The sequence below is a fragment of the Methylobacterium sp. J-078 genome (assembly GCF_022829285.1).
Lineage (GTDB): Bacteria > Pseudomonadota > Alphaproteobacteria > Rhizobiales > Beijerinckiaceae > Methylobacterium.
Map to the genome: position 1 here is coordinate 49,514 of NZ_JAKSYI010000057.1, position 26,237 is coordinate 75,750.

A 26,237-nucleotide genomic window follows, 5' to 3' on the forward strand; every position below is an offset into this window, starting at 1 on the left:
AGGCGGAGGCTCGCCCAAAGCCTTAACCCCGCCGCTTAACCGGCCCGCAACGCCGGCCCGGCTATGGCCGATGCGGGGTTGGGGGGCATCGCGTTGGGCATCGCGACGGACAGGATCGGGGCCGGCGGCCGCTGGGGCGGTCTCGCCCGCCTGCGCGGCGGCGCCGCCGGGGCGGCCATCGACGTCTTCGCCATCCGCATCGCGGCCGCGGGCTTCGCCTATGTGGCGCAGGTGCTGATGGCGCGCCTGATGGGGGGCACCGAGTACGGCATCTTCGCTGCCATCTGGGTCTGGATCGCGATCCTCGGGCATTCGGCCACCCTCGGCCTGTCGCAGGGGGCCTGCCGCTTCCTGCCCGCCGACCAGGCGCGGGGCGATCTCGCCTCCGTGCGCGCCTACCTCGTCGGCGGGCTCGCCGTCACCCTGGCCTGCGCCGTGGCCGTCGCCCTCGGGGGGCTTGCGTTGGTCTGGGCCGAGGGCTCGCTGCTGGCCGGGCCCTATGCGGCCCCGCTCCTCGTGGCCGCCCTCGTGCTCCCGCTCTTCGCCCTCCAGGATTACTGCGAGGGCATCGCCCGCAGCCAGAACTGGGCGGTCCTCGCCATCGCGCCGCCCTACCTGCTGCGCCAGGGCCTGATCATGGCCGCCATGCTGCTCGCGGTCGGCCTCGGTGCCCCGGCGGAGGCGCGCATCGCCGTGCTGTGCACCCTCGTGGCCACGGGCATCGCCGTGGGCGTCCAGGCCGGCGCCCTGATGCTGCGGCTGCGCCGGAGCCTGCCCGCCGGTCCGCGCCGCTACGCCTGGCGGCGCTGGTTCCGGGCCTGCCTGCCCATCGCGGCCGGGGATCTGGCCAGCGCCGGATTCAGCTTCGTCGACGTGGTGGTGCTGAGCCTGCTAGCGCCCCCGGCCACGGTGGGGCTCTACTTCGCCGCCACCCGGATCCAGCAATTCGTGGTCTTCGTGCATTTCGCCGCCACCGCCGCCACGGCGCAGCGCTTCACCGCCGCCCACGCCGCCGGGGACCGGGCCGGCCTCGCCGCCCTGGTGCGGATGCAGGCGCGCCTGGCCCTGGCGGCCACGATCCTGGTCGGCGCGGCGGTGCTGGCCGCCGCGCCCCTGCTCCTCGGGCTGTTCGGCCCCGAATTCCGGGCGAGCCTGCCGATCCTCGCCGTGCTGGTCGCCGGCAGCGTCGCGGCCGGCCTGTTCGGGCCGGGGGAGGACCTCCTCAACATGCTGGGGGGCGAGCGGATCGCCGCTCTCGTGACCGTGGGGATGCTGGCCCTGGCCGGGGGCCTCTGCCTCGTCCTCGTGCCGCTCCTCGGGGTCGTGGGGGCAGCGCTCGCCATGGCGCTCGCCACCACCCTGCGGGCCGGCGCCATGGCGCTGGCCGCCCGGGCCGTGCACGGATTGTCGACGCCGGTCTGGCCGGGCCCGTCCGGACGGAGCGTCCCATGACCGCCGCGCGCGCCCTCGCGCTGGGCGGGGCCGCCCCGGACCTGGGCGCCCCGGACTTGGCCGCCGCGGACTTGGCCCACGCCGTCACCACCCTCGGCGCCCTCGGAGCTGAGGCGCAGGCCTGGGACGAGCTCACGGCGCGGGCCGGCGACGCCCATCCCTATTACGGTCGACACGTGATGCGGGCGCACGCGGAGAGCGGCCTCGCGAGCCCCGACCTGCCGGTCCTCGTGGTCCGCAGCGGGCGCGGGCTGGAGGCTCTGCTGCCCTTCCGCATGTCCTACGACATCTGCGGCCTCGGCCGGCCCCTGGCGCTCCCCTTCGTCTCGCCCTTCGTCACCGCGACGGCGCCCCTGGTCGCGGCGGGACCGGAGCGCCCGGCCGTCCTCGCGGCCCTGGTGGCGGGCCTGCGGGCCGCGTCCGGCGGACGCCCGTGGCGCTGGCCGCTCCTCGCCGTCGAGGCGCCCCTCGGCCGCGACCTCTGCGCCGCCCTCGACGCGGCCGGTTGGGCGCGGGGCGAGGTCGGGCGCTTCGCGCGTCCCGTCCTCGACCGGCGCGCCGACCACGCGGCCTTCCTCGACGGGCATCCCCATCGCGGCCGCCTCAAGGACCTGCGTCGCCGCCAGCGCCGCCTCGCCGAGGCGGGCGCCGTCACCTACGCCTCCGCCACGGGCGGTGCCGCCCTCGCCGGGGCGGTCGAGGGCTTCTTTGCCCTCGAGGGGTCGGGCTGGAAGGGCGAGGCGGGCAGCGCCATGGCCTGCCGCCCCGCCCATGCGGCCTTCGCGCGCGCGGTGTTCGGGACGGCGCCGGGACCGGTGCGGGTCCGGGCCGACACCCTCAGCCTCGACGGCCGGGCGCTGGCGATCAGCCTCGCCCTGATCTCCGGCGGGACCGCCTACCTCCTGAAGACCGCCTACGACGAGGCGGCCCGGAGCCTGGCGCCGGGATTGCTGCTGGAAGCCGAGATCGTGCGGGCGCTCCACGACGACGCTTTCGCGGGCCGCCTCGACTCGGCGACGATGGGGGATTCGCCCCTCGAGAGTCTATACCGGGAGCACGAGGCCGTGGCCGAGATCGTGGCGGTGCCGGGTGAGGTGCGCCGCCTCATCAGCCTGGAGCGGCGCCTGCGCCTCGCCCGCCTGGAGGCGGAGGCCCGCAGCGAGGCCAAGCGCCTGTTGCGGCGCCGGTCGGGCGGCGGCGCCCGCGGTATCGGGCCCTGACGCGCCGGTTCGTCCGTGCTACTGCGCGGCCTCGGCACGCCAGACAGGACTTCAGCCCCATGCGCCGTCCGTTCTACGCCCTCACCGGAGCCTTGATCCTCGCCATGACCGCATCCGCATCCGCCGAGACCATCACCACGCCCTCGGGCCTGCAGTACCGCGACGAGGTCGTGGGCACCGGGCCCGAGCCGAAGGCCGGCCAGAAGGTCAGCGTCCATTACACCGGCTGGCTCGACGAGGGCGGCAAGCCGGGCAAGAAGTTCGATTCGTCGCGCGACCGCGGCACGCCCTTCACCTTCACCCTCGGCGCCGGCCAGGTCATCGCCGGCTGGGATACGGGCGTCGCCACGATGAGGGTCGGCGGCAAGCGCACCCTGATCATCCCGCCGGACCAGGGTTACGGCCCGCGCGGTGCCGGCGGCGTGATCCCGCCCAACGCCACGCTGATCTTCGATGTGGAACTGCTCGGCGCCCGCTGAGGCCCGCGCGACGGGTTCCGGCCGGGTGGCACTACCCGGCCGGGCTCGGATCCTCCGTCCGCGGCTTGGTATCGGCGGGCGGTCGGTACACGAGGCCGACCTCGCCGGGGGACGACGTGGTGAAGGTGATGCCGGCCCTCTCCAGGGCGGTGCGGATCGCGGCGCGTGTCCGGGGGCGCAGGGCACCGCCGCCGCTCTCTTCGAGGCGCTTGACGCTGGAATCCGAGACCCTGGCCGCCGCGGCCAGTTCCGGAATCGACCAATTCAGCAGCGCCCGCGCTCCGCGCACCAGGGAGCCGGGCAGATCGTCGAGCCGGGCGCCGGCGGGCTGCGCCATCGCGGTGGCCGAACTCGTCAGGTCGAGAATGAGGCCGATCCACTCGCTCACGGTCCGGTCCGGATTGAGCAGAGGCACGGCGCGGCTGTTCACCCAGCGATAGGTCCCGTCCGCGCAGCGCAGCCGGTAATTGGATTCGTAGGTCTCGCCCCGTTCGAACGCCCGATCCCAGGCGTGCAGGGCGCGGGCCTGATCCTCCGGATGGACGGCGTGGATCCAGCCGCCCCGGCGCCATTCCGCCTCGGATTGTCCCGTCAGCTCGCACCATGCGGGACAGGACCAGTGGGTCCCGTCCCCGTTCGCGATCCAGACCACGGCTGCGATGGCCTGGACGAGGCCCTGATAGCGCGCCCGGCTCCGGTCGATCACCTGTGCCGCCTCCCGGCGGCTCGTGATGTCGATGATGATCCCGTCCATGCGGACCGGAGCGCCGTCGGTCCCCAGCACGACGTCCGCCTTGATCTCGATACAGCGTACGGTCCTGTCGGGCCGGACGATGCGCAACTCGCGATGGACCGACAGGCCCGAGTTGACGGCCGCCAGGATTTCCTCGCGGATGCCGCAATCCGCCGGATGAACGAGGTCCAGGACGTTGGTGCTACCCGCACGGGACAGTCCGGCGATGCGCAGGAGGCCGTCCGACATCATCATGGAGAGGTCGCGCAGCTCGATCGACCAGACTCCGATCTGTGCCTGATCCTCGATCAGGCGCAGCATGTGGCTCGCGGACGTCGCCGAGCGGGAATGAAAGATACGATCCAAAAAGCGATGCTCTGACGGACTTGGGTTTTCGAATGGCACGGTTTCTTTGTTTCCGCGCCGATCGTGAGGGCCCTTTACTGGCTCACCGGTTAGGCTCGGGTTCGGAGCCTGGCTCCTGGGATCATGATATAACAGAACAGAGCGCCGGATAAAATTCATTTCCTTTGACGTCCTCCATTTTTGTCAATACAAATCAAACGAAGCAAATTCATAAATCATCCCAGATTTGTCATGCCCGCAGGTAGACTATCTTTCGTCTGAAATTCATGTCGGAAGGCCTCCGGAATAGGTCGATGCGATCACGCATACGCAATTGTTCGGACCTGCAATTTCTGATGTCGGGCACGTCACGCCAAGCGTTGCGCCCGGGAATCGGAGGACATTGATCGAAACGGCGCCTGGACATAGCCGGGAAGACTGCGCACGTGTGCCGTCCTCATTGCTTCAATGTCGCGCGGGCGACTGTGCCGAGGCTGCGTATACGTCGTCGGGGCCGAGTGAACGCGCATCGACCGGGTTCGAAGACACACCGCCCTGCGCCCGCGCCCGGCTTCATCTTTCGCGCAGCAGGGGTCCCCGTCCGGTCGGGCTCCGTTTGGGAAACCGGAGCCGTACGTTTCGATTGCGGGTCGACTTCAACAATCCGTAATGCCGGCGCGGCCGATCATGGCCCGCGCCTGCGATTGTTTGCAGAGCCGCCCTGCTTGCGGACGGATGTTGGTGTTCCGTTGATCTCCGGGGCGTCGGGATCGCTTCCCCGCATCCGATGCCCGGCGTCTCTCGTCGCCGCCGGATCGGAGGACGGCGTGGCTTTACGCGACTGATTCGCCGTGGCGCGACGATCCGGAGAAATCCGCGCGGCGGACAGGTGAGGCCGGCCCGGTGCGCCCGTCCGGAACGCGATGGAACCCGAAAAGGCTGACACACGCCCCGCGTCGTCGCCGTCCGGGGCGGTTCCGGCGCGGGATCGATGGAAACCCGTGAGCGCCGATGCTCAAGTGCGGCCGGGCGGAGGCGGCATGTCACATCCCGGTCGGGATGATCGGTCATGCCGGGTCGATCGCAGCGAGGACAGATCGCATGGCACTGGAACGGAACGCCGCTCTCTCCAGCCCCGAGGCCCAGGGTGCCCGCAAGGATCTGCTGGGCGCCGCAGCCGACCGGGTCGAGGCCCTGGGCGGCCCGGGCGGCTTCGTCGCCGACCTGTTCGGACGCGTTCCCCCCGAGGATCTGGCCCCCTACACCCCCCAGGCCCTGGCGGACCTCGCCCTGGCGGCCCGCGCGCACCTCGCCGGGCATCGGCCGGCGGGCGCCGCCTCCGGCATCGCCGTGAGCGACCGCACCGTCGAGCGCGAGGGGCGGCCGCGCGACCTGACCATCGTCGAGATCGTCAACGACAACCGGCCCTTCCTCCTCGATTCCTGCCTCGCCGAACTCACCGAACAAGGGCTGACCCCGCACCTCGTCGCCCACCCGATCCTGGGCGTCGAGCGGGACGCCGCGGGGGGCCTCGTGCGCGTCGTGGGCGAGACCACCGCCGACGCCAACGCGGCGCTGGCCCGCGAGAGCTTCATCCACATCCACCTCGACCGCCTCGACGCGGAGGCGGCCCGCAGCCGGCTGATCGACGGCCTGACGGGGGTCTTCCGGGACGTGGCGCTCGCCACCGACGATCACGACGCGATGGCCGCCCGCCTCGCACGGCTCGCCCAGGGCTACGCCAGCGCCCCGCCGCCCCTGCCGGAGGGCGAGGTCGCGGAGGCGCGCGCCTTCCTCGACTGGCTCGGCGCGGGGCACTTCACCCTGCTGGGTCTGCGCGAGCACGGGCTCGCGGGTCACGCGGATGCGCCCGCCGAGCCCACCCTGGTGGAGGGCTCCGGCCTCGGCCTGCTGCGCGATCCCGGCACGGCGGTGCTGCGGCGCGGGGGCGCCCTCGTCGACATCACGCCCGAGATCCGCGCCTTCCTGGACGGGCCCCAGGCCCTCATCATCACCAAGGCCAGCGTGCGGTCGCGGGTCCACCGCTCCGCCTATCTCGACTACATCGCCTGCAAGCTGTTCTCCCCCGAGGGGGCGCTCAGCGGCGAGGTCGTCATGGTCGGATTGTTCACGGCCAGCGCCTACACCCTGCCCACCCGCGAGATCCCGTATCTGCGCGAGAAGGTCGTGGGGGTGGCGGCGCGGGCCGGCCTCGACCCGACCAGCCATGCCGGGCGCGGCCTCCTCGACGTGCTGGAGACCTATCCCCGCGACGACCTGTTCCAGATCGACGGCGACCGGCTCTACCGCTTCAGCCTCGCCATCGCGCACCTCGCGGACCGGCCGCGCCTGCGCGTGCTCCAGCGGCCCGACCGCTTCGGCCGCTTCGTCTCGCTCCTCGTCTACGTGCCGAAGGAGCGCTACGATTCCACCGTTCGGGCGCGGATCGGCGCGTATCTCGCCGCCGAGTATGGCGGGCGCGTCTCCGCCGCCTACCCGTACTTCCCCGAGGGGCCCCTCGCCCGCACGCACTTCATCATCGGCCTGCCCGAGGCCGGCGCCCCCGAGCGCGATCCGGCCGCCCTCGAATCGGGCATCGCCGCCCTGGTGCGGACCTGGGGCGACGACCTGCGCCTCGCCCTCGCCGAGACCCTGGACGGCCCCCAGGCCCGGGCCCTCGCGGCCCGCTACGGGGAGGCCTTCTCGGCGGCCTATCGCGAGAGCTTTACCCCCCGCGTGGCGCTCGCCGACATTGCCACCCTGGAGCGCCTGAGCCCCGAGCGCCCGCGCGCGGCCGATATCGGCCGGCGCGCCACCGATCCCGAATCGCAGATCCGCCTCAAGGTGTTTTCGCGGGGGGCCTCGCTCTCCCTGTCGGAGCGGGTGCCGGTGCTGGAGAACCTCGGCTTCCGCGTCGTCAACGAGCGGACCTACCGCGTCCTGCCCGCCGGCTCCGGCGAGGGCGCCCGGGTCTGGCTGCACGACATGCTGCTGGAGCGCGCCACGGGGGCGGCCATCGACCTCGCCCGCCTGGAACGCCCGCTCGAGGACGCGCTGCTGGCCCTCGGCGGCGGCCTCGCGGAATCGGACGGGTTCAACCGCCTCGTCCTTGAGGCCGAGCTGACCTGGCGCGAGGCCGCGATCCTGCGGGCCTTCGGGCGCTACCTGCGCCAGCTCCGGATCCGCTACGGCCAGGACTATCTCGCCGCGACGCTCGCCGCCCATCCGGGCCTCGCCCGCGCCCTGGTGGCGCTGTTCCAGGCCCGCTTCGACCCCGCCCTCGACAATGAGCGCGCGGCGCGCGAGGCCGAGCTCCGGGCCGGCATCGAGACCGATCTCGCCGCCGTCACCAGCCTCGACGAGGACCGCATCCTGCGCCGCTTCGTCAACCTGATCGAGGCGGCCGTGCGCACGAACGCCTTTCAGCGCGCGGAGGGGGGCGGCGACCGCGAGACCATCGCGTTCAAGTTCGCCTGCGCGAAGGTCGCCGGCATGCCGCTGCCGCGCCCGTTCTTCGAGATCTTCGTGTATTCGCCGCGGGTGGAGGGCGTGCATCTGCGCTTCGGCTACGTGGCGCGGGGCGGCCTGCGCTGGTCGGACCGGCCTGAGGATTTCCGCACCGAGGTGCTCGGCCTCGTGAAGGCCCAGCAGGTGAAGAACGCCGTCATCGTGCCGGTGGGCGCCAAGGGCGGGTTCTTCCCCAAGCGCCTGCCGCCGGCGTCCGACCGGCAGGCCTGGATGGAGGAGGGCACCGAGAGCTACCGGATCTTCATCCGCACCCTCCTCGAACTGACCGACAACATCGTGGACGACGCGATCGTCCCCCCGGCCGACACGGTGCGGCACGACCCCGACGACGCCTACCTGGTGGTGGCCGCCGACAAGGGCACCGCCACCTTCTCCGACATCGCCAACGCCCTCTCGGCCGAGCGCGGCCACTGGCTCGGCGACGCCTTCGCCTCCGGCGGCAGCCAGGGCTACGACCACAAGGGCATGGGCATCACGGCGCGCGGCGCTTGGGAGGCGGTCAAACGCCACTTCCAGGAGGTGGACATCGACACCCAGAGCGACCCGATCACGGTGGCGGGCGTGGGCGACATGTCGGGCGACGTCTTCGGCAACGGCATGCTGCTCTCGAGAACCCTGCGCCTCGTCGCCGCCTTCGACCATCGCGACATCTTTCTCGATCCCAACCCCGATGCGGGCGCGAGCTTCGCCGAGCGCCGGCGCCTGTTCGACCTCGGCCGCTCCTCCTGGCGGGACTACGATCCGGCCCTGATCTCGCCCGGTGGCGGCGTCTTCGCCCGCAGCCTCAAGACCATCCCGCTCTCGCCCGAGATCCAGGCCGTGCTCGGCGTCGCGCAGGCGCAGGCGACCCCGGCCGAACTGATGCAGGCGATCCTCAAGGCGCCGGTGGACCTGCTCTGGTTCGGCGGCATCGGCACCTATATCCGCTCCACCTCCGAATCCGACGACGAGGCGGGCGACCGGGCCAACGACGCCGTGCGCATCACCGGCGCCATGCTGCGGGCCCGGGTCATCGGCGAGGGCGCCAATCTCGGGGCGACCCAGCGCGGGCGCATCGAGGCGGCCCGCAACGGGGTTCGCCTGAACAGCGACGCCATCGACAACTCGGCCGGCGTGAACACCTCGGATGTCGAGGTGAACATCAAGATCGCCCTGATGGGCCCGGAGCGCGACGGCCGCCTCGACGGGCAAGCCCGCAATGCGCTCCTCGTGGCGATGACCGACGAGGTCGCCGCCCTGGTTCTGCGCAACAACCAGCTCCAGACCCTCGCCCTGTCGCTCGCCCAGCATCGCGGCCTGCCCGAGACTGGATTCGCCATGCGCACGATGCAGGCGCTGGAGGCGGAGGGACGCCTCGACCGCGTGGTGGAGCTCCTGCCCGACGACGCGGCGATCACCGAGCGGATGCGGAAAGGCGAGGGGCTGACCCGGCCGGAATTCGCGGTCGTCCTGGCCTATGCCAAACTTTCACTCTACGACGCGCTCCTGGCGAGCGCGGTGCCCAACGACCCCTATTTCGACCGGGAACTGCAGCGCTATTTCCCGGCGGCCCTGCGCCAGCAATTCCCCGACGCGGTGAAGGGCCACCGCCTGCGTCGCGAGATCATCAGCACCGCGCTCTCCAACATCATCGTCAACCGTGGCGGCCCTTCCCTGGTCACCCGCCTCGTCGACGAGACCGGCGCGGATGCCGCCACCATCGCCAAGGCCTACGCCATCACCCGGGACGCCTACGGGCTGATGGAGCTGAACCAGGCCATCGACGGTCTCGCGGGTGCGTTGAGCGGCCAGGCGCAGATCGCCCTCTACGCCGAGGTCCAGGATCTGCTGACCGGCCGCATCGTCTGGTTCATCCGCAACCTCGACCTGTCGGGGCCCATCGCGCCCATCGTCGCGCGCTACCGTGAGGGCATCGCGGCCCTCCAGAGCGTGCTGCCCGCCGTGATGGGCGAGGGGGCGAGCGCGCCGCTGGCCGCGCGGGAGGCCGAACTGACGGGTCTGGGCATGGCGCCCGCGCAGGCCGCCCGCCTCTCCGCCCTCTCGGCCCTGACCTGTGCGCCCGACATCGTGCGCGTCGCCGAGACCGGGGGCGGTACGATTCCCGACATCGCCGCGACCCACTTCGCCCTGGACCGGGACTTCCACCTCTCCGATCTCGCCGCCGCCGCCAGACAGGTCGCGACGGGCGACACCTTCGACCGCATCGCCCTGGAACGGGCGGTCTCCGATATCGCCACCGCGCACCGTCACCTCACGGCGGAGATCATCGGTGCGGTGGGCGCCGGCTCCGAGGCGGTGGCGGCCTGGAGCCGCAGCCGCGGCGCCGCCCTCGACCATACCCGCGCGACCCTCGAATCCGTCACCGCCTCGGGGCTGACGGTCTCCAAGGCGACGGTGGCGGCGAGCCTGCTCGCGGATCTGGCGCGGCCGCGCGGGGCGCCGGCCTCGGGTTGACGGCGGCCGTCAGCGGGCCAGCACCCGCGCGGCGTCCTTGGTGGTCTCGACGGCCTGCGCCACGCTGCCGATCGAGCGGGTGATCGTCCCGAGGCTCTGGGAGATCGCCGCCACCGCGCCCGCCGCGTGCTGCATGTTGCCCGACATGTCCTGGGTGACCACGCTCTGCTCCTCCACCGCGGCGGCCGTACTCGTCACGTAGTCCCGCATCTGCGCGACCGAGCCCTGGATGGTGTCCAGGGCCTCCACGACCTGCCGCGAGACGGCCTGCACGTTGTCGATCTCGCCCGTGATCTGGTCGGTGGCGCGGGCCGCCTGGTTGGCGAGGCTCTTCACCTCCTGCGCCACCACGGCGAAGCCGCGCCCCGCCTCGCCCGCCCGCGCCGACTCGATAGTGGCGTTGAGGGCGAGCAGGTTGATCTGGCCCGCGATGCTCTGGATCAGCCCGACGATGCCGCTCATCGCGGCCGCCGCCTGGCTCAGGGTCCGGGTGAATTCGGAGGCCGCCGCGACCTGCCCCTGCGCGGAGTCGGTGGCCGCGCGCGACAGGGCCATGCTCTGCGCGATCTCCGCGACGGAGGCCGCCAGTTCCTCGGAAGCCGCCGCCATGGTCTGCACGTTGTTCGCCGTGCTGCCGGCGGCCTCGCTGGCGGCGCGGGCCTGCGCGTCGGAATGGAGCAGGGCGCCGTCGATCTCGCCGAAGTTGCGGGCGATCAGCCGGCGCAGCTCGTTCAGGAGCGTCACCTGCGCGGTGATGTCGGTGGCGAACTTCACCACCTTGTAGGGACGCCCATTGGCATCCAGGATGGGGTTGTAGGAGGCCTCGATCCAGATCTCGCGCCCGCCCTTGGCGAGGCGCCGGTACTGCGCCGCCTGGTAGCTGCCGGCGCGGAGCTTCGCCCAGAAGGCCGCGTAGTCGGCGCTCGCGCGCTCGGCTGCGTCCACAAACATGCGGTGGTGCTGGCCAACGATCTCGGAGCGCGCGTAGCCCATCGCCGCCAGGAAGTTCGCGTTGGCGTCCAGCACGATGCCGTCGAGGTCGAACGCGATCACGGCCTGCGCCTTGTCGAGGGCGGCGATCTGGCCCTGGAGGTCGGCCTCCGCCGATTTCCGGCGGGTGATGTCGGTGGCGAACTTCACCACCTTGTAGGGCTTGCCGCTGCGGTCGAGGAGGGGATTGTAGGACGCCTCGATCCAGACCTCGCGGCCGCCCTTGGCGAGGCGTCGGTATTGCGCCGCCTGGTAAGAGCCCCGGCGCAGCCCGGCCCAGAAGGCCGCGTAGTCTGGGCTGTCGCGCTCGGCGGCCTCGACGAAGAGGCTGTGGTGCCGCCCCTGGATCTCGGGAAGCGTGTAGCCGATGACCGAGAGAAAGTTCGAATTGGCTGTGATCACCGTGCCGTCGAGATCGAACTCGATGATCCCCTGCGACTTGTCCAGGGCCGCGATCTTGGCTTGCGTTTCGACGACCAGCTTGTTGCGTAGACCCAACATCGAACGCCTCATGGACGGAGCCTCGTGAGGCTCGTTCTGCCAGACTTCGAGTGATCGCCAGCGACGTGCGACCGTCTCGATGAATGAATTAACCCGAAAATTGTTAAAAAACCTCAATCCGAACGGGTGACTCGCATTCGAATTCGTATCGGATGGCGGGGTATTTCTTCTGACATCATCGATTGGTTGTATCGAATCCTCTGCGGTTTTGAGCCTGGCCGCATTCGGTTGTAAAATTCCCCATATAGGATCGAGTCGGCTGGGCCCTCCGACTCGCGGCCCCTGTGCCCGACCCCGCGCGGCGCCCACGCAGGACCGGCCTGTCCGACCGTGGCCGCGCGATTTCGGACGGCGCGATATTGTCACCGGTCGGTGCGAGGCGTGTTGGAACTCGCGGGCGGTTGGTGTATGAGCCTGCCCCAAGTGCAGTTTCTGCGCCGATTCGAGGCCGTCTGACGGACGTCCCGCCCGGGTGAAATCCCGGGTCCGGGACGTTTTGCAGTTCGCGTCGCGGGGCTCCGTCGGGGGACTCGGGCGAGGGGACTCGGGGTCGGCGCCGCCCAACAAACCTACGACTCAGAGGATTGAAACCGTTGCAGGTACTCGTTCGCGACAACAACGTCGACCAAGCCCTCCGCGTGCTGAAGAAGAAGATGCAGCGCGAGGGCATCTTCCGCGAGATGAAGCAGCGCAAGGCCTACGAGAAGCCCTCCGTCCGCAAGGCACGTGAGAAGGCCGAGGCCGTGCGCCGCGCCCGCAAGCAGGCCCGCAAGACCGCGATCCGCGAGGGCCTGATCGCCGCGCCGAAGCCGAAGCCCCGTTTCGGCGCCGGTGCGCCGCGTCGTCCGGGCGGTTCGCCCTTCGCCCCGTCGGCCCCGTCCGTGCCGCCCGCCGCCGGCCCCGCCAGCGCCTGAGGCCCCGGGTCCGGGGAGGCCGCGCGCCTCTCCGGTGGTCGGAATACACGATGGGACAGCCCGGTCGCCTTGCGGCCGGGCTTTTCTGCTTTGGAATCCGCTTTTAGTGCCCTGCGCGGGGCGACGGTACGGTCAGGCGGGCCAGCGAGGCGCGGGCCGGGACCTGCCCACGCTCCCAAGCCTGCTCGACGGCTCGGGGGAGCTCGGGCAGGCCTTGGGATGTGCCGCGGATCAGGCGGCGCGCGCCGCCATCGTGGCGTGCTCGGCCTGGACCAGCACGTCGAGGGCGCGCCAGGGCTTCTGCATGTAGACGACCTGGGCCGGCAGGCCCGCGACCCCGCGCGCGTCGCCCCCGGAGGTGAGGACCACCCTGACGTCGGGCCAGCGGCGCTCGACCGCCGTCGCCAGCGCGATGCCGTCCATGCCCGCACCGAGGCGCACGTCCGCGAAGAGCAGGGCGACTTGACCGCCCGCGCGCTCGAGCACCGAGATCGCCGCCTCCGCGCTATCGCAGGCGATCACGTCGAGATCGGTCTCTTCGAGGACGGCGGTGGCGAGGTTGCGGACCTCGGCATCGTCCTCGACCACGAGGGCGATCGGACAATCGGTGTGGGAGCGATCCATGAAGTCTCCTTTGCGGGCGGGCTCGTGCGACGGGGGTCTTGCGGACGAGGCGGGCCGGCCTCGCGCGCCGGCGGAGGTCGGGTTGGCTGTGTACGGCCGGGTTGCGTCCAGCGATCCGCGCTGATTCTCTTGTGGTGATGCTGCGCTGCCACGGTGCGGCCGACAAGAGTCCGAATCGATGATCCGGCTATGCGGTTCCCGCATCGGCGCGCCCCATTCCCGCCGGGGTCCTGTGATCAGTCGCCGGGGCTCGCGCGGAACCGGTTCGCAGGGTCCGCCGTCCGAGGCTTTCCAACGCGGTGCGCCTCTTGCATGGCTTGGCCGGTCGGAGGTCGAGCCGGGGCGTCACGTTAACGATCCATTCACCGTGATGGCCCGAACCTGATCGGCGCCGATGCCGGAACGGGTGCACGAAGCGGGCGTCGCCATCGGCGGCGAACCGCGATCAGGGCGTTGTCGGGACCAGGGGGTGTTTGCCAGTCATGTGCCGCTTTCTCGCCTATTCCGGTGAGCCGGTCTTCCTGACCGACCTCGTCTGCGCACCGACGCACTCGCTGGTCCACCAGTCGCTCCACGCGGCCGAGGCGAAGACGGAAACCAACGGCGACGGCTTCGGCATCGGCTGGTACGGCGAGCGGGTCGATCCGGGCCTGTACCGCGACGTCTGCCCGGCCTGGTCGGACGAGAACCTCGTCAATCTCTGCCAGCAGGTCCGGGCGCGGATGTTCTTCGCCCATGTGCGGGCCTCGACGGGCACCGCGACCACCCGGGCGAACTGCCATCCCTTCGCCCATGGCCGCCACCTGTTCATGCACAACGGCCAGATCGGCGGCTATCACCGCATCAAGCGGCGCCTCGAGGCGCTGATCCCCGACGCCCTCTACGACGTCCGGCGCGGCACCACCGATTCCGAGGCGATCTTCCTCCTGGCGCTGGCCAACGGCCTCGCGGAGGACCCGGTCGGCGCCATGGCGCGGACGCTCGCCACCGTGCGCGACCTGATGCGGGCGGCCGAGGCTACCGAGCCCCTGCGCTTCACCGCCGTCGTCACCGATGGCGAGACCCTGACGGCCTTTCGCTGGGCCTGCGACGGCTCCCCCCCGAGCCTGTATTACCGCGAGACCGAGACCGGCCTCGTCGTGGTCTCCGAGCCGATCGACGGCTGCCGCGACGGCTGGAAGGTCGTGCCCAAGGGGGGCACGCTCCAGGCCCGTCGCGGCGGCCCGGTGATCGTCGGCGGCCCCGAGGCGGTGGCCGAGCGCATCGCCGCCTGAGCGGACGACCCAGCCATCCCGCCAGAAGGGTTGCGGCTCGCGCGGGAAGGGCGGACAACCCGGCTCCATTTCCATGCGGGATTTGGCCATGCGGGAGCCGCCGATGACGTATCCGAACGTGACGCTGCACATCGCCGGGGCCTGGACCGACGGGTCCGGCTCGCAGACCCTGCCGGTGCTCAACCCGGCCACCGGCGAGACCCTCGGCACCCTGGCGGTGGCGACCCGCGCCGATCTCGACCGGGCGCTCGCGGCGGCCGAGCGAGGCTTCGCCGCCTGGCGCAAAGTCTCGGCCTACGAGCGCTCCAAGGTGCTGCGCCGGGCCGCCGACCTCCTGCGCGCGCGGGTGGAGGACATCGCGCGCCTCATGACCCTGGAGCAGGGCAAGCCGCTGGCCGAGGCGCGGGTGGAGATCCTGGCCGGAGCCGACGTCACTGACTGGTTCGCGGAAGAAGGCCGGCGCGCCTATGGCCGGATCATCCCGGCCCGCGCCGACGGGGTCGTCCAGATGGTGCTGCGCGAGCCCATCGGCCCCGTGGCGGCGTTCACGCCCTGGAACTTCCCCATCAACCAGGCGGTGCGCAAGGTGGCGGCCGCCCTCTGCGCCGGCTGCTCGGTGATCCTGAAAGGACCCGAGGACACCCCGGCGAGCTGCGCCGCGATGATCCGCGCCTTCCTCGATGCCGGCGTGCCCGGCGACGTGCTCTCCCTGGTGTTCGGCGATCCGGCCGCGATCTCCGGCTACCTCATCCCGCACCCCGTCATCGCCAAGATGTCGTTCACGGGCTCGACCCCGGTGGGCAAGGAACTCGCGGCGCTCGCCGGGCGGCACATGAAGCGGGCGACGATGGAGCTCGGCGGCCACGCCCCCGCGATCGTGTTCGAGGATGCGGACGTGGACACCGCCGTCGCGGTTCTCGGCGCTAACAAGTTCCGCAATGCCGGCCAGGTCTGCGTCGCCCCGACCCGGATGCTGGTGCACGAGGCCGTCTACGACCGTTTTCGCGATGGCTTCGTGGCCTTCGCCGAGGGGCGAAAGGTCGGCGACGGGCTCGACCCCGAGACCAATATGGGCCCGCTCATCCATGCCCGCCGGCTGGAGGCGATGGAGACGCTTTGCGCCGATGCCGTGGCGCAGGGGGCCGACCTGCGCACCGGCGGCAAGCGCATCGGCAACTGCGGCAACTTCTTCGAGCCGACCGTGCTGTGCGACGTGCCCGTCACCGCCCGGATCATGAACGAGGAGCCCTTCGGCCCGGTGGCGCTGATCCAGCGCTTCTCCGACGACGCGGACGCCTATGCCGAGGCCAACCGGCTTCCCTACGGTCTGGCCGCCTATGCCTATACCCGCTCGGCCGCCCGGGCCGTCACGGTCGCCGCCCGGGTCCAGAGCGGCATGGTCGGCATCAACCACCACGGTCTCGCCTTCCCGGAGACGCCCTTCGGCGGCGTCAAGGAATCCGGCTACGGCAGCGAGGGCGGCTCGGAGGCGCTGGAAGCGTACCTGACCACGAAGTTCGTCAGCCAGGCGAGCGTCGGGGGATAGGGGCCCGAAAAGGCTGCCGGGATCGCGGGTCGACCCTCCCCCCTCTGCGGGGGAGGGTGCCTGCGGGGCAGGCGGGAGAGGGGGCGCCCTCTCCGGATAAGGCGCACCCCCTCACCCGACCCGCTCCCGCAGAGGCGAGAGGGATCGCGCGGCGACCACACCTTCAATAATGCGGCGGCGGCGGTTCGGGCGCGCCGGAAGCCGGACGGTGGGATGCCTGCTCCACCTCCTCGACGAGCTTGGCCATCTGGCGGGTCAGGGCGTCGATCTGGCGCCACTGGGCCGTGATCGTGGCGTTGAGGTCGTCGATCACCACGTCCTGCTCGGTGAGCCGCATCTCGAGGGCGTCGATGCGGGCGGAGAGATCGGTCATCGCGGGATCTCGGACATCAGGGCCTCCGGCGGGTGGTCGGGCCGCTCCACCAGGGCGGGGCCCAGCGCGATGCGGCCGTCGAAGACGAAGCAGTCGCCGGCCCAGCGGTTCTCGGCCTCCGGCACCGTCTCCAGATAGCGCAGGATGCCGCCCGCGAGGTGGCGAACGTCGGCAAAGCCCCGGGCGCGCATGTAGGCGCCCGCCTTCTCGCAGCGGATGCCGCCGGTGCAGAACATCGCAACGGTGGCGTGCGCCGCCGGGTCGAGGCCGTCGGCGTAGGCGCGGAACGCGCTGAACCGGGTGATCCCCGGATCGACCGCGCCGGGAAAGCTGCCGAGCGCCACCTCGAAGGCGTTGCGGGTGTCGATCAGGAGGAGGCCCGGCGTGTCGAGGAGCGCGTTCCAGGCCTCCGGCGGCACGGGGATGCCGGCCGCGGTCGCGTCGGTGGCGCCGTCGTCGAAGGTGACGATCTCGCGCTTCACCCGGACCTTGAGCTGCCGGAAGGGCGGCGCCTCGGCCTGCGAGAGCTTGCAGTCGAGGCCGGCCAGACGCCCGCCGAAGAGCGGGCCGGTGCGGAGCGCGGCCAGGAAGGCGTCCATCGCGGCGGGCGTGCCCGCCACCGTGCCGTTGAGGCCCTCCCGCGCCAGCAGCAGGGTGCCGGTGAGGCCGAGCTCCGCGCAGAGCGCCTCCAGGGGGGCTCGCAGGGCCTCCGCGTCGGGCAGGGCAACGAACGTGTACAGGGCGGCGACGGTCAGGGGCATCGAGGGCGCGGATCGCGGGGGGAGGGGGCAGGGCCGGCGGACATCAGGGCGCGAGGGGGTCAGGGCGCGTCCACCCGGCGCAGCACGAAGGTGGTGCCGATCTCGGGGTCGCGGCGCCAGCGCCCGTCCCCCGTGGGCACCAGGGAGACCATGTGCCCGCGCCGGGCTACGAGGGTGAGGCGCCCCTTGTCGAAGCGCCAGGAAACGGGATCGAACACCGCCAGCCCACTGTCGCGGCAGGCATCCAGGATGCGCACCGGGGCCGGGGCCGGGGCGGCGGTCAATTCGATGCGGCAGACATCCTGCTCGCGGTAGCGGTCGAGCGCGTAGATGCCGGGCGCCGGCCCGTCGCCGGACGGGGCGGGCTCCCCGCGCGCGGCCGGGCCGACGCGGGTGTCCGGGGCGGCGCTGCCGGCGCCCGGGCTGGTGGGGACCGCGTCCGAGGGCGGCATCATGGCCACGATCTGGAGCGGCACGAGGCTGTAGCTCTCGCCGGCCTCGCCCGGCGCGCCGAGGCTGCGGGCATCCGCACGGCGCGTGAAGGGCAGCACGGGCCGTACGTCCTTGTCGACGAGGCGGATGTTGCCGTCCGCGAACAGCCAGCCGGCGACGCGGTTCAGGATCGGCAGCGCCCGCCGGCACCCGGCGGGAAAGGAGAGGCGCCGGCCCGCCGGCCCGCTCTCGCCGGACAGGGTCATGACGCAGCGCCGGGTGCCGCCGTCCTGCGAGAGGTCCCAGGTGCCCGGCACCCCGGCGATGTCGCGCGGCAGGCTCTCGACGAAGGCCGGCGCGGGGGCGGGCGGGATCGCCTCCTGGCCGGAGGCGGGGGCGGCCAGCTGCGCCGCGCCGAGGGCGAGGCACGCCCCGCCGAGGCCAGAAAGAGCGCGCCTCCGGATCGTGAAGGCCCGGGTCATGCGCGCTCGGATCCCGCCGCCGTCCAGGGCGTCTCCGGCACCGGCGTCAGCGGTCCACGGCCGTCGAACCAGGCGATCAGGTTGTCGACCACGAGCCGGCCCATGGCCGCGCGGGTGTGGACGGAGGCCGAGCCCACATGGGGCAGCAGCACCACGTGGTCCATGGCGACGAGTTCGGGCGGCACGTGCGGCTCGCGGGCGAAGACGTCGAGCCCGGCGCCCAGGATGGTCCCGGCCTGGAGCGCGGCGATCAGCGCCGCCTCGTCGATGACGCTGCCCCGCGCCACGTTCACGACGAGGCCCTGTGGCCCGAGGGCCTCCAGCACGGCCGCGTCCACGAGGCCGTTCGTCTCCGGCCCGCCCGGCGCCACCACGAGGAGCACATCGACGGCTTGCGCCATTCCCAGGAGGATCGGGTGGTAGGCGTAGGGCACGTCGGCCTGCGGGCGCCGGCCGTGATACGCGATGGCGACGCCGAAGCCCTCCAGGCGCCGCGCGATGGCCCGCCCGATCCGCCCGAGGCCGAGGATGCCGACGGTGCGCCCGCGCAGGGTGGGGGTCAGCGGGTAGGTCTGGCGCGGCCAGTGCCCGGCGCGCAGGTAGCGGTCGGCCTGGGGAATCTGGCGCACCGTCGCCAGCAGCAGGCCGAGGGCGAGGTCGGCGACCTCGTCGGTGAGCACGTCGGGCGTGTTGGTGACGACGACGCCCTGCGCAGCGGCCGCCGCCGTGTCGATGGTGTCGTAGCCGACGCCGAGGCTCGCCACGATCTCGAGGTTCGGCAGCCGCGTGAGCAGGGCCCGATCCACCGGTGCCTGGGCGCCCGTGGCGAGGCCGCGCAGGCGCGGGCCGACCGTGCGGAGGAACGCCTCCGGGTCCGGCGCCGTGTCGAGGCGGTGCAGGGTGAAGTGCCGCTCGACCTCGGCCATCACGTCGGGATGCATCGCCTTGAGCATCAGGATGTCGACGGGCGGCGGAATGTCGACGGCGGGCATGGGGTGGGTCTCGGCGGAGGTTTGGGCCGGCGCGGCGCCGGCCCCGGCAGCTTTAAGCCGCGGCCTCGAACCGGTCCAGTGAGGGGATTTTTCAGGCGCATGCGGCGGTCTCCGGGCTGCCCCCCGCCGCGTGCAGCCGGGCCCCCACTTTCGCGCTGCGCCTTGGAACACTACTAAGGGAGAACGAGACCCCGTTTCCCGACGAACAACCAGAACAGCCACGCCATGACCGCGCCGCGCACCCTCTACGACAAGATCTGGGACGACCACGTCGTCGATGTCGAGCCCGACGGCTCCACGCTCCTCTACATCGACCGCCACCTCGTCCACGAGGTCACCAGCCCCCAGGCCTTCGAGGGCCTGCGCGTGGCCGGGCGCCGGGTGCGCCATCCCGAGAAGACCCTCGCGGTGGTCGATCACAACGTGCAGACCTCCGACCGCCGCTTCGGCATCGAGGACCCGGAGAGCCGCATCCAGCTGGAGGCGCTGGCCGAGAACGTGCGCGACTTCGGCATCGAGTTCTACGACGCCCTCGACCGGCGCCAGGGCATCGTCCACGTGATCGGGCCGGAGCAGGGCTTCACCCTGCCGGGCCAGACCATCGTCTGCGGCGACAGCCACACCTCGACCCACGGCGCCTTCGGGGCTCTCGCCCACGGCATCGGCACCTCGGAGGTGGAGCACGTGCTCGCCACCCAGACGCTGCTGCAGAAGAAGGCGAAGAACATGCGCGTCAGCGTCGACGGCACCCTGCCGCCGGGCGTGACGGCCAAGGACATCATCCTGGCGATCATCGGCGAGATCGGCACCGCCGGCGGCACCGGCTACGTCATCGAGTATGCCGGCTCGGCCATCCGCGCCCTCTCGATGGAGGGCCGGATGACGATCTGCAACATGTCGATCGAGGGCGGCGCCCGCGCCGGCCTGGTGGCGCCGGACGCCACCACTTACGCCTATGTCGAGGGCCGGCCAAAGGCCCCGAAGGGTGAGGCCTTCGCCCGCGCCAAGGCTTACTGGGAGAGCCTCGTCACCGACGAAGGCGCCCATTTCGACCGCGAGGTGCGCCTGGACGCTGCCAACCTGCCGCCCATCGTCAGTTGGGGCACCAGCCCCGAGGACGTGGTCTCGATCTCCGGCGCGGTGCCCGACCCGTCGCGGATCGCCGACGAGAACAAGCGCCAGTCGAAGGAGAAGGCCCTGGACTACATGGGCCTGACGCCGGGCACCAGGATCACCGACATCACCCTCGACCGTGTATTCATCGGCTCCTGCACCAACGGCCGCATCGAGGACCTGCGGGCGGTGGCCAAGATGGTAGAGGGCCGCAAGGTCCACGCCAACGTCTCGGCCATGGTGGTGCCGGGCTCCGGCCTCGTGAAGCAGCAGGCGGAGGCGGAAGGGCTCGACCGCATCCTCAAGGCGGCAGGGTTCGACTGGCGCGAGCCGGGCTGCTCCATGTGCCTCGGCATGAACGCGGATCGTCTCAGCCCGAACGAGCGCTGCGCCTCGACCTCGAACCGCAACTTCGAGGGCCGTCAGGGCCACCGCGGCCGCACCCACCTCGTTTCCCCCGCCATGGCGGCGGCGGCGGCCGTGGCGGGCCGCTTCGTCGACATCCGCGAGTGGCGCAGCGAGGCTTGAGCCACAATCGGGGCGCCGGCCGAAAAATCCCTTCTTGAGCGGATTGACGGCCGGCCCCACCCCGCCTAAACGAAATCCGCGTCGGCGCCGCACAGCGGCCCCGGCGAGCCCAGGTGGCGGAATTGGTAGACGCGCTGGTTTCAGGTACCAGTCTTGCAAGAGGTGAAGGTTCGAGTCCTTTCCTGGGCACCATCAGCTGGCTAAGCCGCTGATCCGCAGAACGAAATAGCAAAATCAGGGACTTACACTGCCCGGTTGGTACAAGCGGGTGGTACAATGGCGTTGATGACGACGCGTCCCTGGAAGCATCCCAAGACCGCCTCCTACTACCTACGCCGGGCCGTGCCGCTCGACCTACGCGCGCTCGTTGGCAAGCGCGAGGAGAAGGTCAGTCTTGGCACCAAGGATCCCGTGGAAGCTAAGCGGCTGCACGCCGTCGCCCTTGTGGAGCTCGAGCAGCGGTGGGCAGCGTTGCGGGTGGGGCCACGCTACCTGAGCGAGCGCGAGGCGCACGAACTCGCTGCCCCCGTCTACGACCACTGGCTGGGTCTTTATCGCGACGAGCCCAGTCGGCAGACCTTTTGGCACATCGAGTTGGGCGACAAGCTCTGGCCGCCGCGGCGTCGGGGCTGGTCGCAGAGGTCCGAGCTGGGCACCGCCCTCATCCGCGATGCGAAGGGGACCGTCGAGAGCGGTCAATCCGCGATGGAAGAATGGTGCCTTCAGGAAGCGACAGCCCTTCTGAAGCGTCGGGGGCTCATCGTCCAAGAGGCGGATCACCTTAATCTCGCCAAAGGCATCGCTGCCGCCGTGCAGCGAGCGAGCTTGACCCTTGCTCGCTACGCGCGAGGTGAGTTCGATGGGCCGACTTTCGGGTCACCAGTTGCCATGAACCAAGGCCCGGTGCCAGCGCAGGCCCCAGCTACACGGCCATCCGTGACCATTGATGAACTCGTGACCGGGTGGGCTGCAGAGAGAAACCCGACCGAAAAGACCCTCTACGAATGGAAGCGTGTGCTCCGGGGTTTTGTGGCTTTCACCGGCCACGACGATGCGGGGCTGGTCACGCCCGAGAACGTCATCGCTTGGAAGAACGAACTGGTCGCCGCTGGCCTCAAGCCGAAGACGATCAACGATGCCAAGCTCGCGCCGGTGCGTACCATCCTGCAATGGGGTGTCAGCAACCGGTGGCTACCGGCCAACCCGGCTGCAGGCATCACCATCAGCGCCAAGAAGAAAGCAGGTCAGGGGATCCGCAGCTTCACCGAAGCGGAAGCTCTTACAATTCTGCAGGCAGCGGCCAGCGAAGCCGATCCGGTGCGGCGGTGGATACCCTGGCTATGCGCTTATACCGGCGCTCGGCTGTCCGAGGTATGCCAGTTGCGAGTTGAGGACATACGGGAGATCGACGGCGTCCCGACGATGCGGTTTGATGCTGAGGCAGGCTCACTGAAAACCGTCGGCTCGGAACGGACGGTGCCATTACATTCTGCCCTGATCGCGGCTGGCTTCCTCGACTTCGTCCGCGCGCAGGGCACCGGACCACTGTTCTCCCGCCTGAGACCAGATAAGTTTGGCAAACGTGGCGGCAACGGCACTAAGACTCTCGGGCGGTGGGTAAGGGATTTGGGCATTACCGACACACGGTTATCTCCGAATCACTCGTGGCGACATCGGTTTAAAACCTTAGCCCGCAACCACGCCCTCGCGCCCAACATTGCGGATGCGATCACCGGGCACTCTCACAAATCGATTGGCGATCAGTATGGCGAGTACAATGTATTGGCAATGAAGAGGGAACTGGAAAAAATACCAGCGATCCTATTAATCTAGATGCAGTCAAAAGGATTTTGGATTCCCCGTCCCCGCCATTTGCATAAAAATAATGCAATATATTGGTAGGTTGGCGGCTTTTATTTGCCAATAAATCATTTGACCCCGATATGGCCCCGTCCTTGAACCGTATGGGTGTCTGACGATGACATCACACGCTTAGTGGTTGCCTCGCAACTCATCTACCCGCGCTGGAGTTGGGTTCGGGGTTCGAGGAATCGCCTCCCACTTGGGCGAGACGTGACACCTATCGGCAATGATTGAACCTGAAAGGCTTCACCGATGACGGACAAGCTCAAGAGGACGATACTCGGGGCGGTCATCGCCATCGCCCTGGCTGCTGCTGTGTCCTACGGGCTCATCAGCCAGCAGACCGCGGACAACTTTCAGAACAAGGCTGACCAAGCTATCGCAGAGGATCAAGGCGCTTCTCCCCCGGCGAACCAACAACAGGCCCCTTCGACCAGCGCGTCGGATGAGCGCCAGGCGCCAGCGCCGCAACCGGCCAAGCCATAGGATTGATCAGGGAAGCTGCTTCTCCCAGCGACATGTCGCGGTCTCGAAAGCCTCGTAGACCACGTCCTTCCCCTCGTCCCTGACAGTGATGGAGTAGCGACGCGGCTCCCCATCATCTGGAGCGGACTGAGCAGCTTCGGTCAGGGTACGGATAGCTTCGGAGCGAGCCTTGTTTGTGGCCAGCGCAAGCCGCTTTGTGATGTGGCCCTCAAGTAAGGATTAACGCTGCGTGAGCATCGTTGTGAAGCTGATCGATTAGCCGTTCGGACCAAACGAGTCCGCCCGGTCGCGACAGGAGACAGCCGGTCCATGCCTCGCCTGCTCGAATTGCTGCGCTGGAAACTCCAGGTGATTTTTGCGTGGAAGCCAACACGTGCTCAATTGCTTCCCCTAGTCCTGGGGGTTTTCGCCATAGCGGGTTGGGGAGCCTACGCGAACAAAGCGTCAGCCAACCGCAATCTTGCGGCTGAGGTCAGCCTGTTTCAGACGGAAAGAAACGGGTTTGTAAGCCGCCAAAAAGAGCTGGTGCTGGCAAACATCGACCTTACCCGTGAGTGGCAAGCCAAACTCGCCTCCGCACGCGAGGAGCTCGGCCAAGCGGTTGCGGCCCGCGACACGGTCAAGGGTCAGCTTGGCATTTCACAGCGCGAGCTTGTCGCCTCGAAGAAGCGCCTCGATCAGGCTCGTGAACGTGTAACGGAGACGGGAAGCATCAAACCCGCTGAGCCTTCGAAGAAGGCCGTGAGTAAGCCATAGAGGCGCCCGGCGGTTCGACCCTCGGTGTCATGAAGCCGAGCTACGCTAGTTTCCTTGGGGACTCAGCTCAAGGAGGTCTGGCTAGGAGGCCGTGACCGTGTCTTGCTCCCTCTACGATTCGCAGCCTCTGATGGTTGAGTGCTGGCGGGGCTTAGGACTGGACGCGACATTAGTGACCGAAGCTCTCGACAGCATTGCGAGCGTGCTGGAGGGCACCGGTGAGTACCGGGTGCTTCGTCGTGTGCCGCCATTTGCCGAGGGCGTTGATCCGCCAAACGAGCCGACGTTCATCGGACTGATTCTCGACACGGAGACGACCGGTATCGATCCCGCACGCGACGAAGTGATCGAGCTTGGCATCATCAAGTTCGAGTACGGCGCAAGCGGCCGCATCTACCGCGTGATCGAAACGCTCAATCAGCTCCATCAGCCGAGCAAACCGATCCCACCCGAGGTTACGCGCCTGACCGGCATCACGGATGCCGACGTAGCTGGCCAGCGCATCGATGATGCGGCTGTCAGCGCGATGGCCGCTGATGCCGCAGTGGTGATCGCTCACAATGCCAGCTTCGACCGCCAGATGTGCGAAGGCCGTTGGCCGATCTTCATCGAGAAGAACTGGGCTTGTTCCTGCCATCAGGTGCCCTGGCGCGACGAGGGCCACGAAGGCATGAAGCTCGGCTACCTGCTGACCGATTACGGCTTCTTTCATAACGGTCATCGCGCCCTCGACGATTGCCATGCCCTCCTGGCGCTGTTGGCAGCCCCGCTGAGGACCTCTGGTCGCCTTGCCCTGTCGTGCCTGCTCGAAACTGCCCGCAGGCCCACGGTGCGCATCTGGGCCGCAGGTTCACCCATCACCACGAAGGACGTGCTGAAAGCCCGCAGCTATCGCTGGAGCGGTCGGCGTCGGTGCTGGTACATCGATGTTGATGAGGGCCAACTCGAGATCGAGCGCACCTTTCTCAACCAAGAGATTTTCCAGCGCGAGTTCCAGGACCTGCCGACAGATCGGATCACGGCGCGGGATCGGTTTTCCGCCCGGACGAACCCCGAAGCCTTGGGGTGAGATTCTGAGCTAAGCCTGGGCACATTTAAGCGTCGCAGCGTGCCACCGGCTACCGATATGCGATGGAACCGTTGGCGCGTTCCATCTCGAAGCGATGGTGTCGGCGACCCAAGCTATCGATCTGTGTATCCTCATCGACCACCGAAAAGCCCCGTGCTTTGTAGAATTGCAAAGCTAAAACGTTTTCTGCGAAGACGTGGAGCCCGAAGCGTTCATGACGATCCTGTGTCGCTTGCAGCAGAGCTGATCCAACACCGATGCCGGTACGACCTACGTACAACGCGGGAATGTAACCCACATCATCTACGGTGATGAAGCCGATCACCACGCCGTCGAGTTCAGCAAGCAGAGTTTCAGAGTGACCCAGCAGAAGCTTCAGATGCTGACGCCCCTCGGTCTGCTCACTGTGTTCTAGGAACGAATGAGAGACGGGGAAGGTCTGGTCGAAGACTGCGAGCACCGAATTTTCGTCAGTTTCGCACCTGTAGGGACGTATGTGCATTGCCTGTAGGTAGCCTCCTGGATGGACAGCTGTAGCGCCCGGGCCGGCGAAAGTCCGTGCTTCATGCGAGAAACTCGGTACACGATGTATCGGAAAAGGAGCTACCAGAGGGGTGGACGGCCAAGTACGCCGTTTATGCAGCAGGGAGGCAGGCAAAATTGCCGATGTCAGGGACCAACGATTATCTCCGGGCGCTTCTCGATCAGGCGGCTGCAGAGGAAGATTTCCTCCACCGGCTGCGCCGCGCGGAGGTCTTTCCGCCGAGCGATCTCGCTGCCCCAGCTGCGTCATTTCCCGCCTTGTCGCTGATGATCACGAATCAGCAACGCGCAGAGTTGCGTGAGCTTGGCTTCTCGGATGAAGCCGTTCGGCAGATGACCCCCGCGGAGGCGCACGCGCAGCTTGGCCTACGCAACTCGAGCTTCTGACCACGATTTCACCGGTCCATCCTCCTGAGAATGGCTGTCCGGCCGACCATTCGCCGCCGTGCAAGCTTGGCAAGCGCGGTAGCAATCTCAGCTTCTGTCACGTCGTCGGAGTCATTGTGACCACTATGCCGCGCCAGCATGGCCTTTGCTCGCAATGGCGCAGTTGGGTTGCCGCCCACACGAAATCACCCCAGTCCGGTCTTAGTGTCTGTCCGGAAACCTGCCTTTGGAATCATTGTGTTTTTCGGAACGCACAGACGCCGTTTTTAGAATTCCCCCTGTGAGGCTCCGCAATTCGCTCCGTCTGGAAACGTCGATTCCGCTTTTGAAATGTTTCCGGACAGACACTTCGGATCGTGGGTAAGTGGCAGCCTGATGTATCGGCTTAGCGA

22 protein-coding genes and 1 tRNA gene are annotated in these 26,237 nt (G+C 69.3%); 14 read left to right on the forward strand and 9 right to left on the reverse strand.

Annotation, left to right across the window (positions count from 1 at the left end; translation table 11 throughout):
- Positions 1-99: 99 nt before the first annotated feature.
- Genes MKK58_RS07860 through MKK58_RS07870 form a run of 3 tightly spaced genes read left to right on the forward strand, consistent with a single transcriptional unit; the run spans position 100 to position 3,151 of the window.
- A complete protein-coding gene (locus MKK58_RS07860) occupies positions 100-1,452 on the forward strand; it encodes a lipopolysaccharide biosynthesis protein (protein WP_409565215.1) in 1,353 nt (450 codons plus the stop codon).
- Positions 1,449-2,672, forward strand: coding sequence for a GNAT family N-acetyltransferase (locus tag MKK58_RS07865; protein WP_243911544.1), 1,224 nt, complete (start codon positions 1,449-1,451; stop codon positions 2,670-2,672). Before MKK58_RS07860 ends, MKK58_RS07865 begins: the two co-directional genes overlap by 4 nt.
- Before the next feature lie 59 nt (positions 2,673-2,731).
- The gene (locus tag MKK58_RS07870; RefSeq protein ID WP_243911545.1) at positions 2,732-3,151 is read left to right on the forward strand and encodes an FKBP-type peptidyl-prolyl cis-trans isomerase; all 420 of its coding nucleotides are present in this window, start codon (positions 2,732-2,734) and stop codon (positions 3,149-3,151) included.
- 31 nt (positions 3,152-3,182) lie between these two features.
- On the opposite strand, the gene MKK58_RS07875 is transcribed toward MKK58_RS07870, so the two are convergent.
- Positions 3,183-4,205 (reverse strand): PAS domain-containing protein, encoded by a 1,023-nt coding sequence (locus tag MKK58_RS07875; protein ID WP_243911546.1) that lies wholly within the window; start codon positions 4,203-4,205, stop codon positions 3,183-3,185.
- 1,125 nt (positions 4,206-5,330) lie between these two features.
- Here MKK58_RS07875 and MKK58_RS07880 point away from each other — a divergent pair.
- Complete coding sequence (locus MKK58_RS07880; protein ID WP_243911547.1) at positions 5,331-10,211, forward strand: NAD-glutamate dehydrogenase; 4,881 nt, start codon at positions 5,331-5,333, stop codon at positions 10,209-10,211.
- 9 nt (positions 10,212-10,220) lie between these two features.
- On the opposite strand, the gene MKK58_RS07885 is transcribed toward MKK58_RS07880, so the two are convergent.
- Entirely contained in the window at positions 10,221-11,714 is a 1,494-nt protein-coding gene (locus MKK58_RS07885) for a PAS domain S-box protein (RefSeq protein ID WP_243911548.1), read from the reverse strand.
- 581 nt (positions 11,715-12,295) lie between these two features.
- Between MKK58_RS07885 and rpsU the strand changes: the two genes are divergently transcribed.
- Positions 12,296-12,616 carry a 30S ribosomal protein S21 gene (rpsU, locus tag MKK58_RS07890; protein WP_238276323.1) on the forward strand — a complete coding sequence of 107 codons (321 nt, stop codon included), beginning with the start codon at positions 12,296-12,298 and terminating at the stop codon, positions 12,614-12,616.
- Positions 12,617-12,847: 231 nt separating this feature from the next.
- Here rpsU and MKK58_RS07895 read toward each other — a convergent pair whose 3' ends face one another.
- The gene (locus MKK58_RS07895; protein ID WP_243911549.1) at positions 12,848-13,240 is read right to left on the reverse strand and encodes a response regulator; all 393 of its coding nucleotides are present in this window, start codon (positions 13,238-13,240) and stop codon (positions 12,848-12,850) included.
- Between the two features lie 482 nt (positions 13,241-13,722).
- On the opposite strand from MKK58_RS07895, the gene MKK58_RS07900 reads away from it, so the two are divergent.
- Together MKK58_RS07900 and MKK58_RS07905 are read left to right on the forward strand one after the other, a co-directional pair.
- Entirely contained in the window at positions 13,723-14,514 is a 792-nt protein-coding gene (locus MKK58_RS07900) for a class II glutamine amidotransferase (protein ID WP_243911550.1), read from the forward strand.
- 103 nt (positions 14,515-14,617) lie between these two features.
- Positions 14,618-16,060 (forward strand): NAD-dependent succinate-semialdehyde dehydrogenase, encoded by a 1,443-nt coding sequence (locus tag MKK58_RS07905; protein ID WP_243911551.1) that lies wholly within the window; start codon positions 14,618-14,620, stop codon positions 16,058-16,060.
- A 163-nt stretch (positions 16,061-16,223) separates the two neighbouring features.
- Here the strand turns inward: MKK58_RS07905 and MKK58_RS07910 are convergent, their stop codons facing one another.
- From MKK58_RS07910 to MKK58_RS07925, 4 genes are read right to left on the reverse strand one after another with little or no spacing between them, the layout of a single operon-like run.
- Positions 16,224-16,433, reverse strand: a complete 210-nt coding sequence (locus MKK58_RS07910) for a SlyX family protein (protein WP_056277927.1) — start codon at positions 16,431-16,433, stop codon at positions 16,224-16,226.
- The gene (locus MKK58_RS07915) at positions 16,430-17,194 is read right to left on the reverse strand and encodes a rhodanese-like domain-containing protein (protein ID WP_243911552.1); all 765 of its coding nucleotides are present in this window, start codon (positions 17,192-17,194) and stop codon (positions 16,430-16,432) included. Before MKK58_RS07915 ends, MKK58_RS07910 begins: the two co-directional genes overlap by 4 nt.
- 59 nt (positions 17,195-17,253) lie before the next feature.
- Positions 17,254-18,108 (reverse strand): AprI/Inh family metalloprotease inhibitor, encoded by an 855-nt coding sequence (locus MKK58_RS07920; protein WP_243911553.1) that lies wholly within the window; start codon positions 18,106-18,108, stop codon positions 17,254-17,256.
- Positions 18,105-19,100, reverse strand: coding sequence for a 2-hydroxyacid dehydrogenase (locus tag MKK58_RS07925; protein ID WP_243911554.1), 996 nt, complete (start codon positions 19,098-19,100; stop codon positions 18,105-18,107). Before MKK58_RS07925 ends, MKK58_RS07920 begins: the two co-directional genes overlap by 4 nt.
- Positions 19,101-19,325: 225 nt before the next feature.
- Here MKK58_RS07925 and leuC point away from each other — a divergent pair, with 225 nt between their 5' ends.
- From leuC to MKK58_RS07945, 4 genes are all read left to right on the forward strand, one after another.
- Complete coding sequence (gene leuC, locus MKK58_RS07930; protein ID WP_243911555.1) at positions 19,326-20,741, forward strand: 3-isopropylmalate dehydratase large subunit; 1,416 nt, start codon at positions 19,326-19,328, stop codon at positions 20,739-20,741.
- Positions 20,742-20,848: 107 nt separating this feature from the next.
- Positions 20,849-20,933, forward strand: a tRNA-Leu gene (locus MKK58_RS07935).
- A gap of 93 nt (positions 20,934-21,026) precedes the next feature.
- Positions 21,027-22,574, forward strand: a complete 1,548-nt coding sequence (locus MKK58_RS07940) for a site-specific integrase (RefSeq protein WP_243911556.1) — start codon at positions 21,027-21,029, stop codon at positions 22,572-22,574.
- A 282-nt stretch (positions 22,575-22,856) separates the two neighbouring features.
- On the forward strand, positions 22,857-23,090 hold the full coding sequence (locus MKK58_RS07945) for a hypothetical protein (RefSeq protein WP_243911557.1): 234 nt from the start codon (positions 22,857-22,859) through the stop codon (positions 23,088-23,090).
- Positions 23,091-23,096: 6 nt separating this feature from the next.
- Here MKK58_RS07945 and MKK58_RS27115 read toward each other — a convergent pair whose 3' ends face one another.
- Entirely contained in the window at positions 23,097-23,291 is a 195-nt protein-coding gene (locus MKK58_RS27115) for a DUF6894 family protein (protein ID WP_409565216.1), read from the reverse strand.
- A 108-nt stretch (positions 23,292-23,399) separates the two neighbouring features.
- Between MKK58_RS27115 and MKK58_RS07950 the strand changes: the two genes are divergently transcribed.
- Both MKK58_RS07950 and MKK58_RS07955 read left to right on the forward strand, forming a co-directional pair.
- Positions 23,400-23,846 (forward strand): hypothetical protein, encoded by a 447-nt coding sequence (locus tag MKK58_RS07950; RefSeq protein ID WP_243911558.1) that lies wholly within the window; start codon positions 23,400-23,402, stop codon positions 23,844-23,846.
- A gap of 172 nt (positions 23,847-24,018) precedes the next feature.
- The gene (locus MKK58_RS07955) at positions 24,019-24,915 is read left to right on the forward strand and encodes a 3'-5' exonuclease (protein ID WP_243911559.1); all 897 of its coding nucleotides are present in this window, start codon (positions 24,019-24,021) and stop codon (positions 24,913-24,915) included.
- Positions 24,916-24,964: 49 nt separating this feature from the next.
- Here the strand turns inward: MKK58_RS07955 and MKK58_RS07960 are convergent, their stop codons facing one another.
- The gene (locus tag MKK58_RS07960) at positions 24,965-25,375 is read right to left on the reverse strand and encodes a GNAT family N-acetyltransferase (RefSeq protein ID WP_243911560.1); all 411 of its coding nucleotides are present in this window, start codon (positions 25,373-25,375) and stop codon (positions 24,965-24,967) included.
- 206 nt (positions 25,376-25,581) lie between these two features.
- Here MKK58_RS07960 and MKK58_RS07965 point away from each other — a divergent pair, with 206 nt between their 5' ends.
- Positions 25,582-25,845, forward strand: coding sequence for a hypothetical protein (locus tag MKK58_RS07965; RefSeq protein WP_243911561.1), 264 nt, complete (start codon positions 25,582-25,584; stop codon positions 25,843-25,845).
- Positions 25,846-26,237 lie beyond the last annotated feature (392 nt).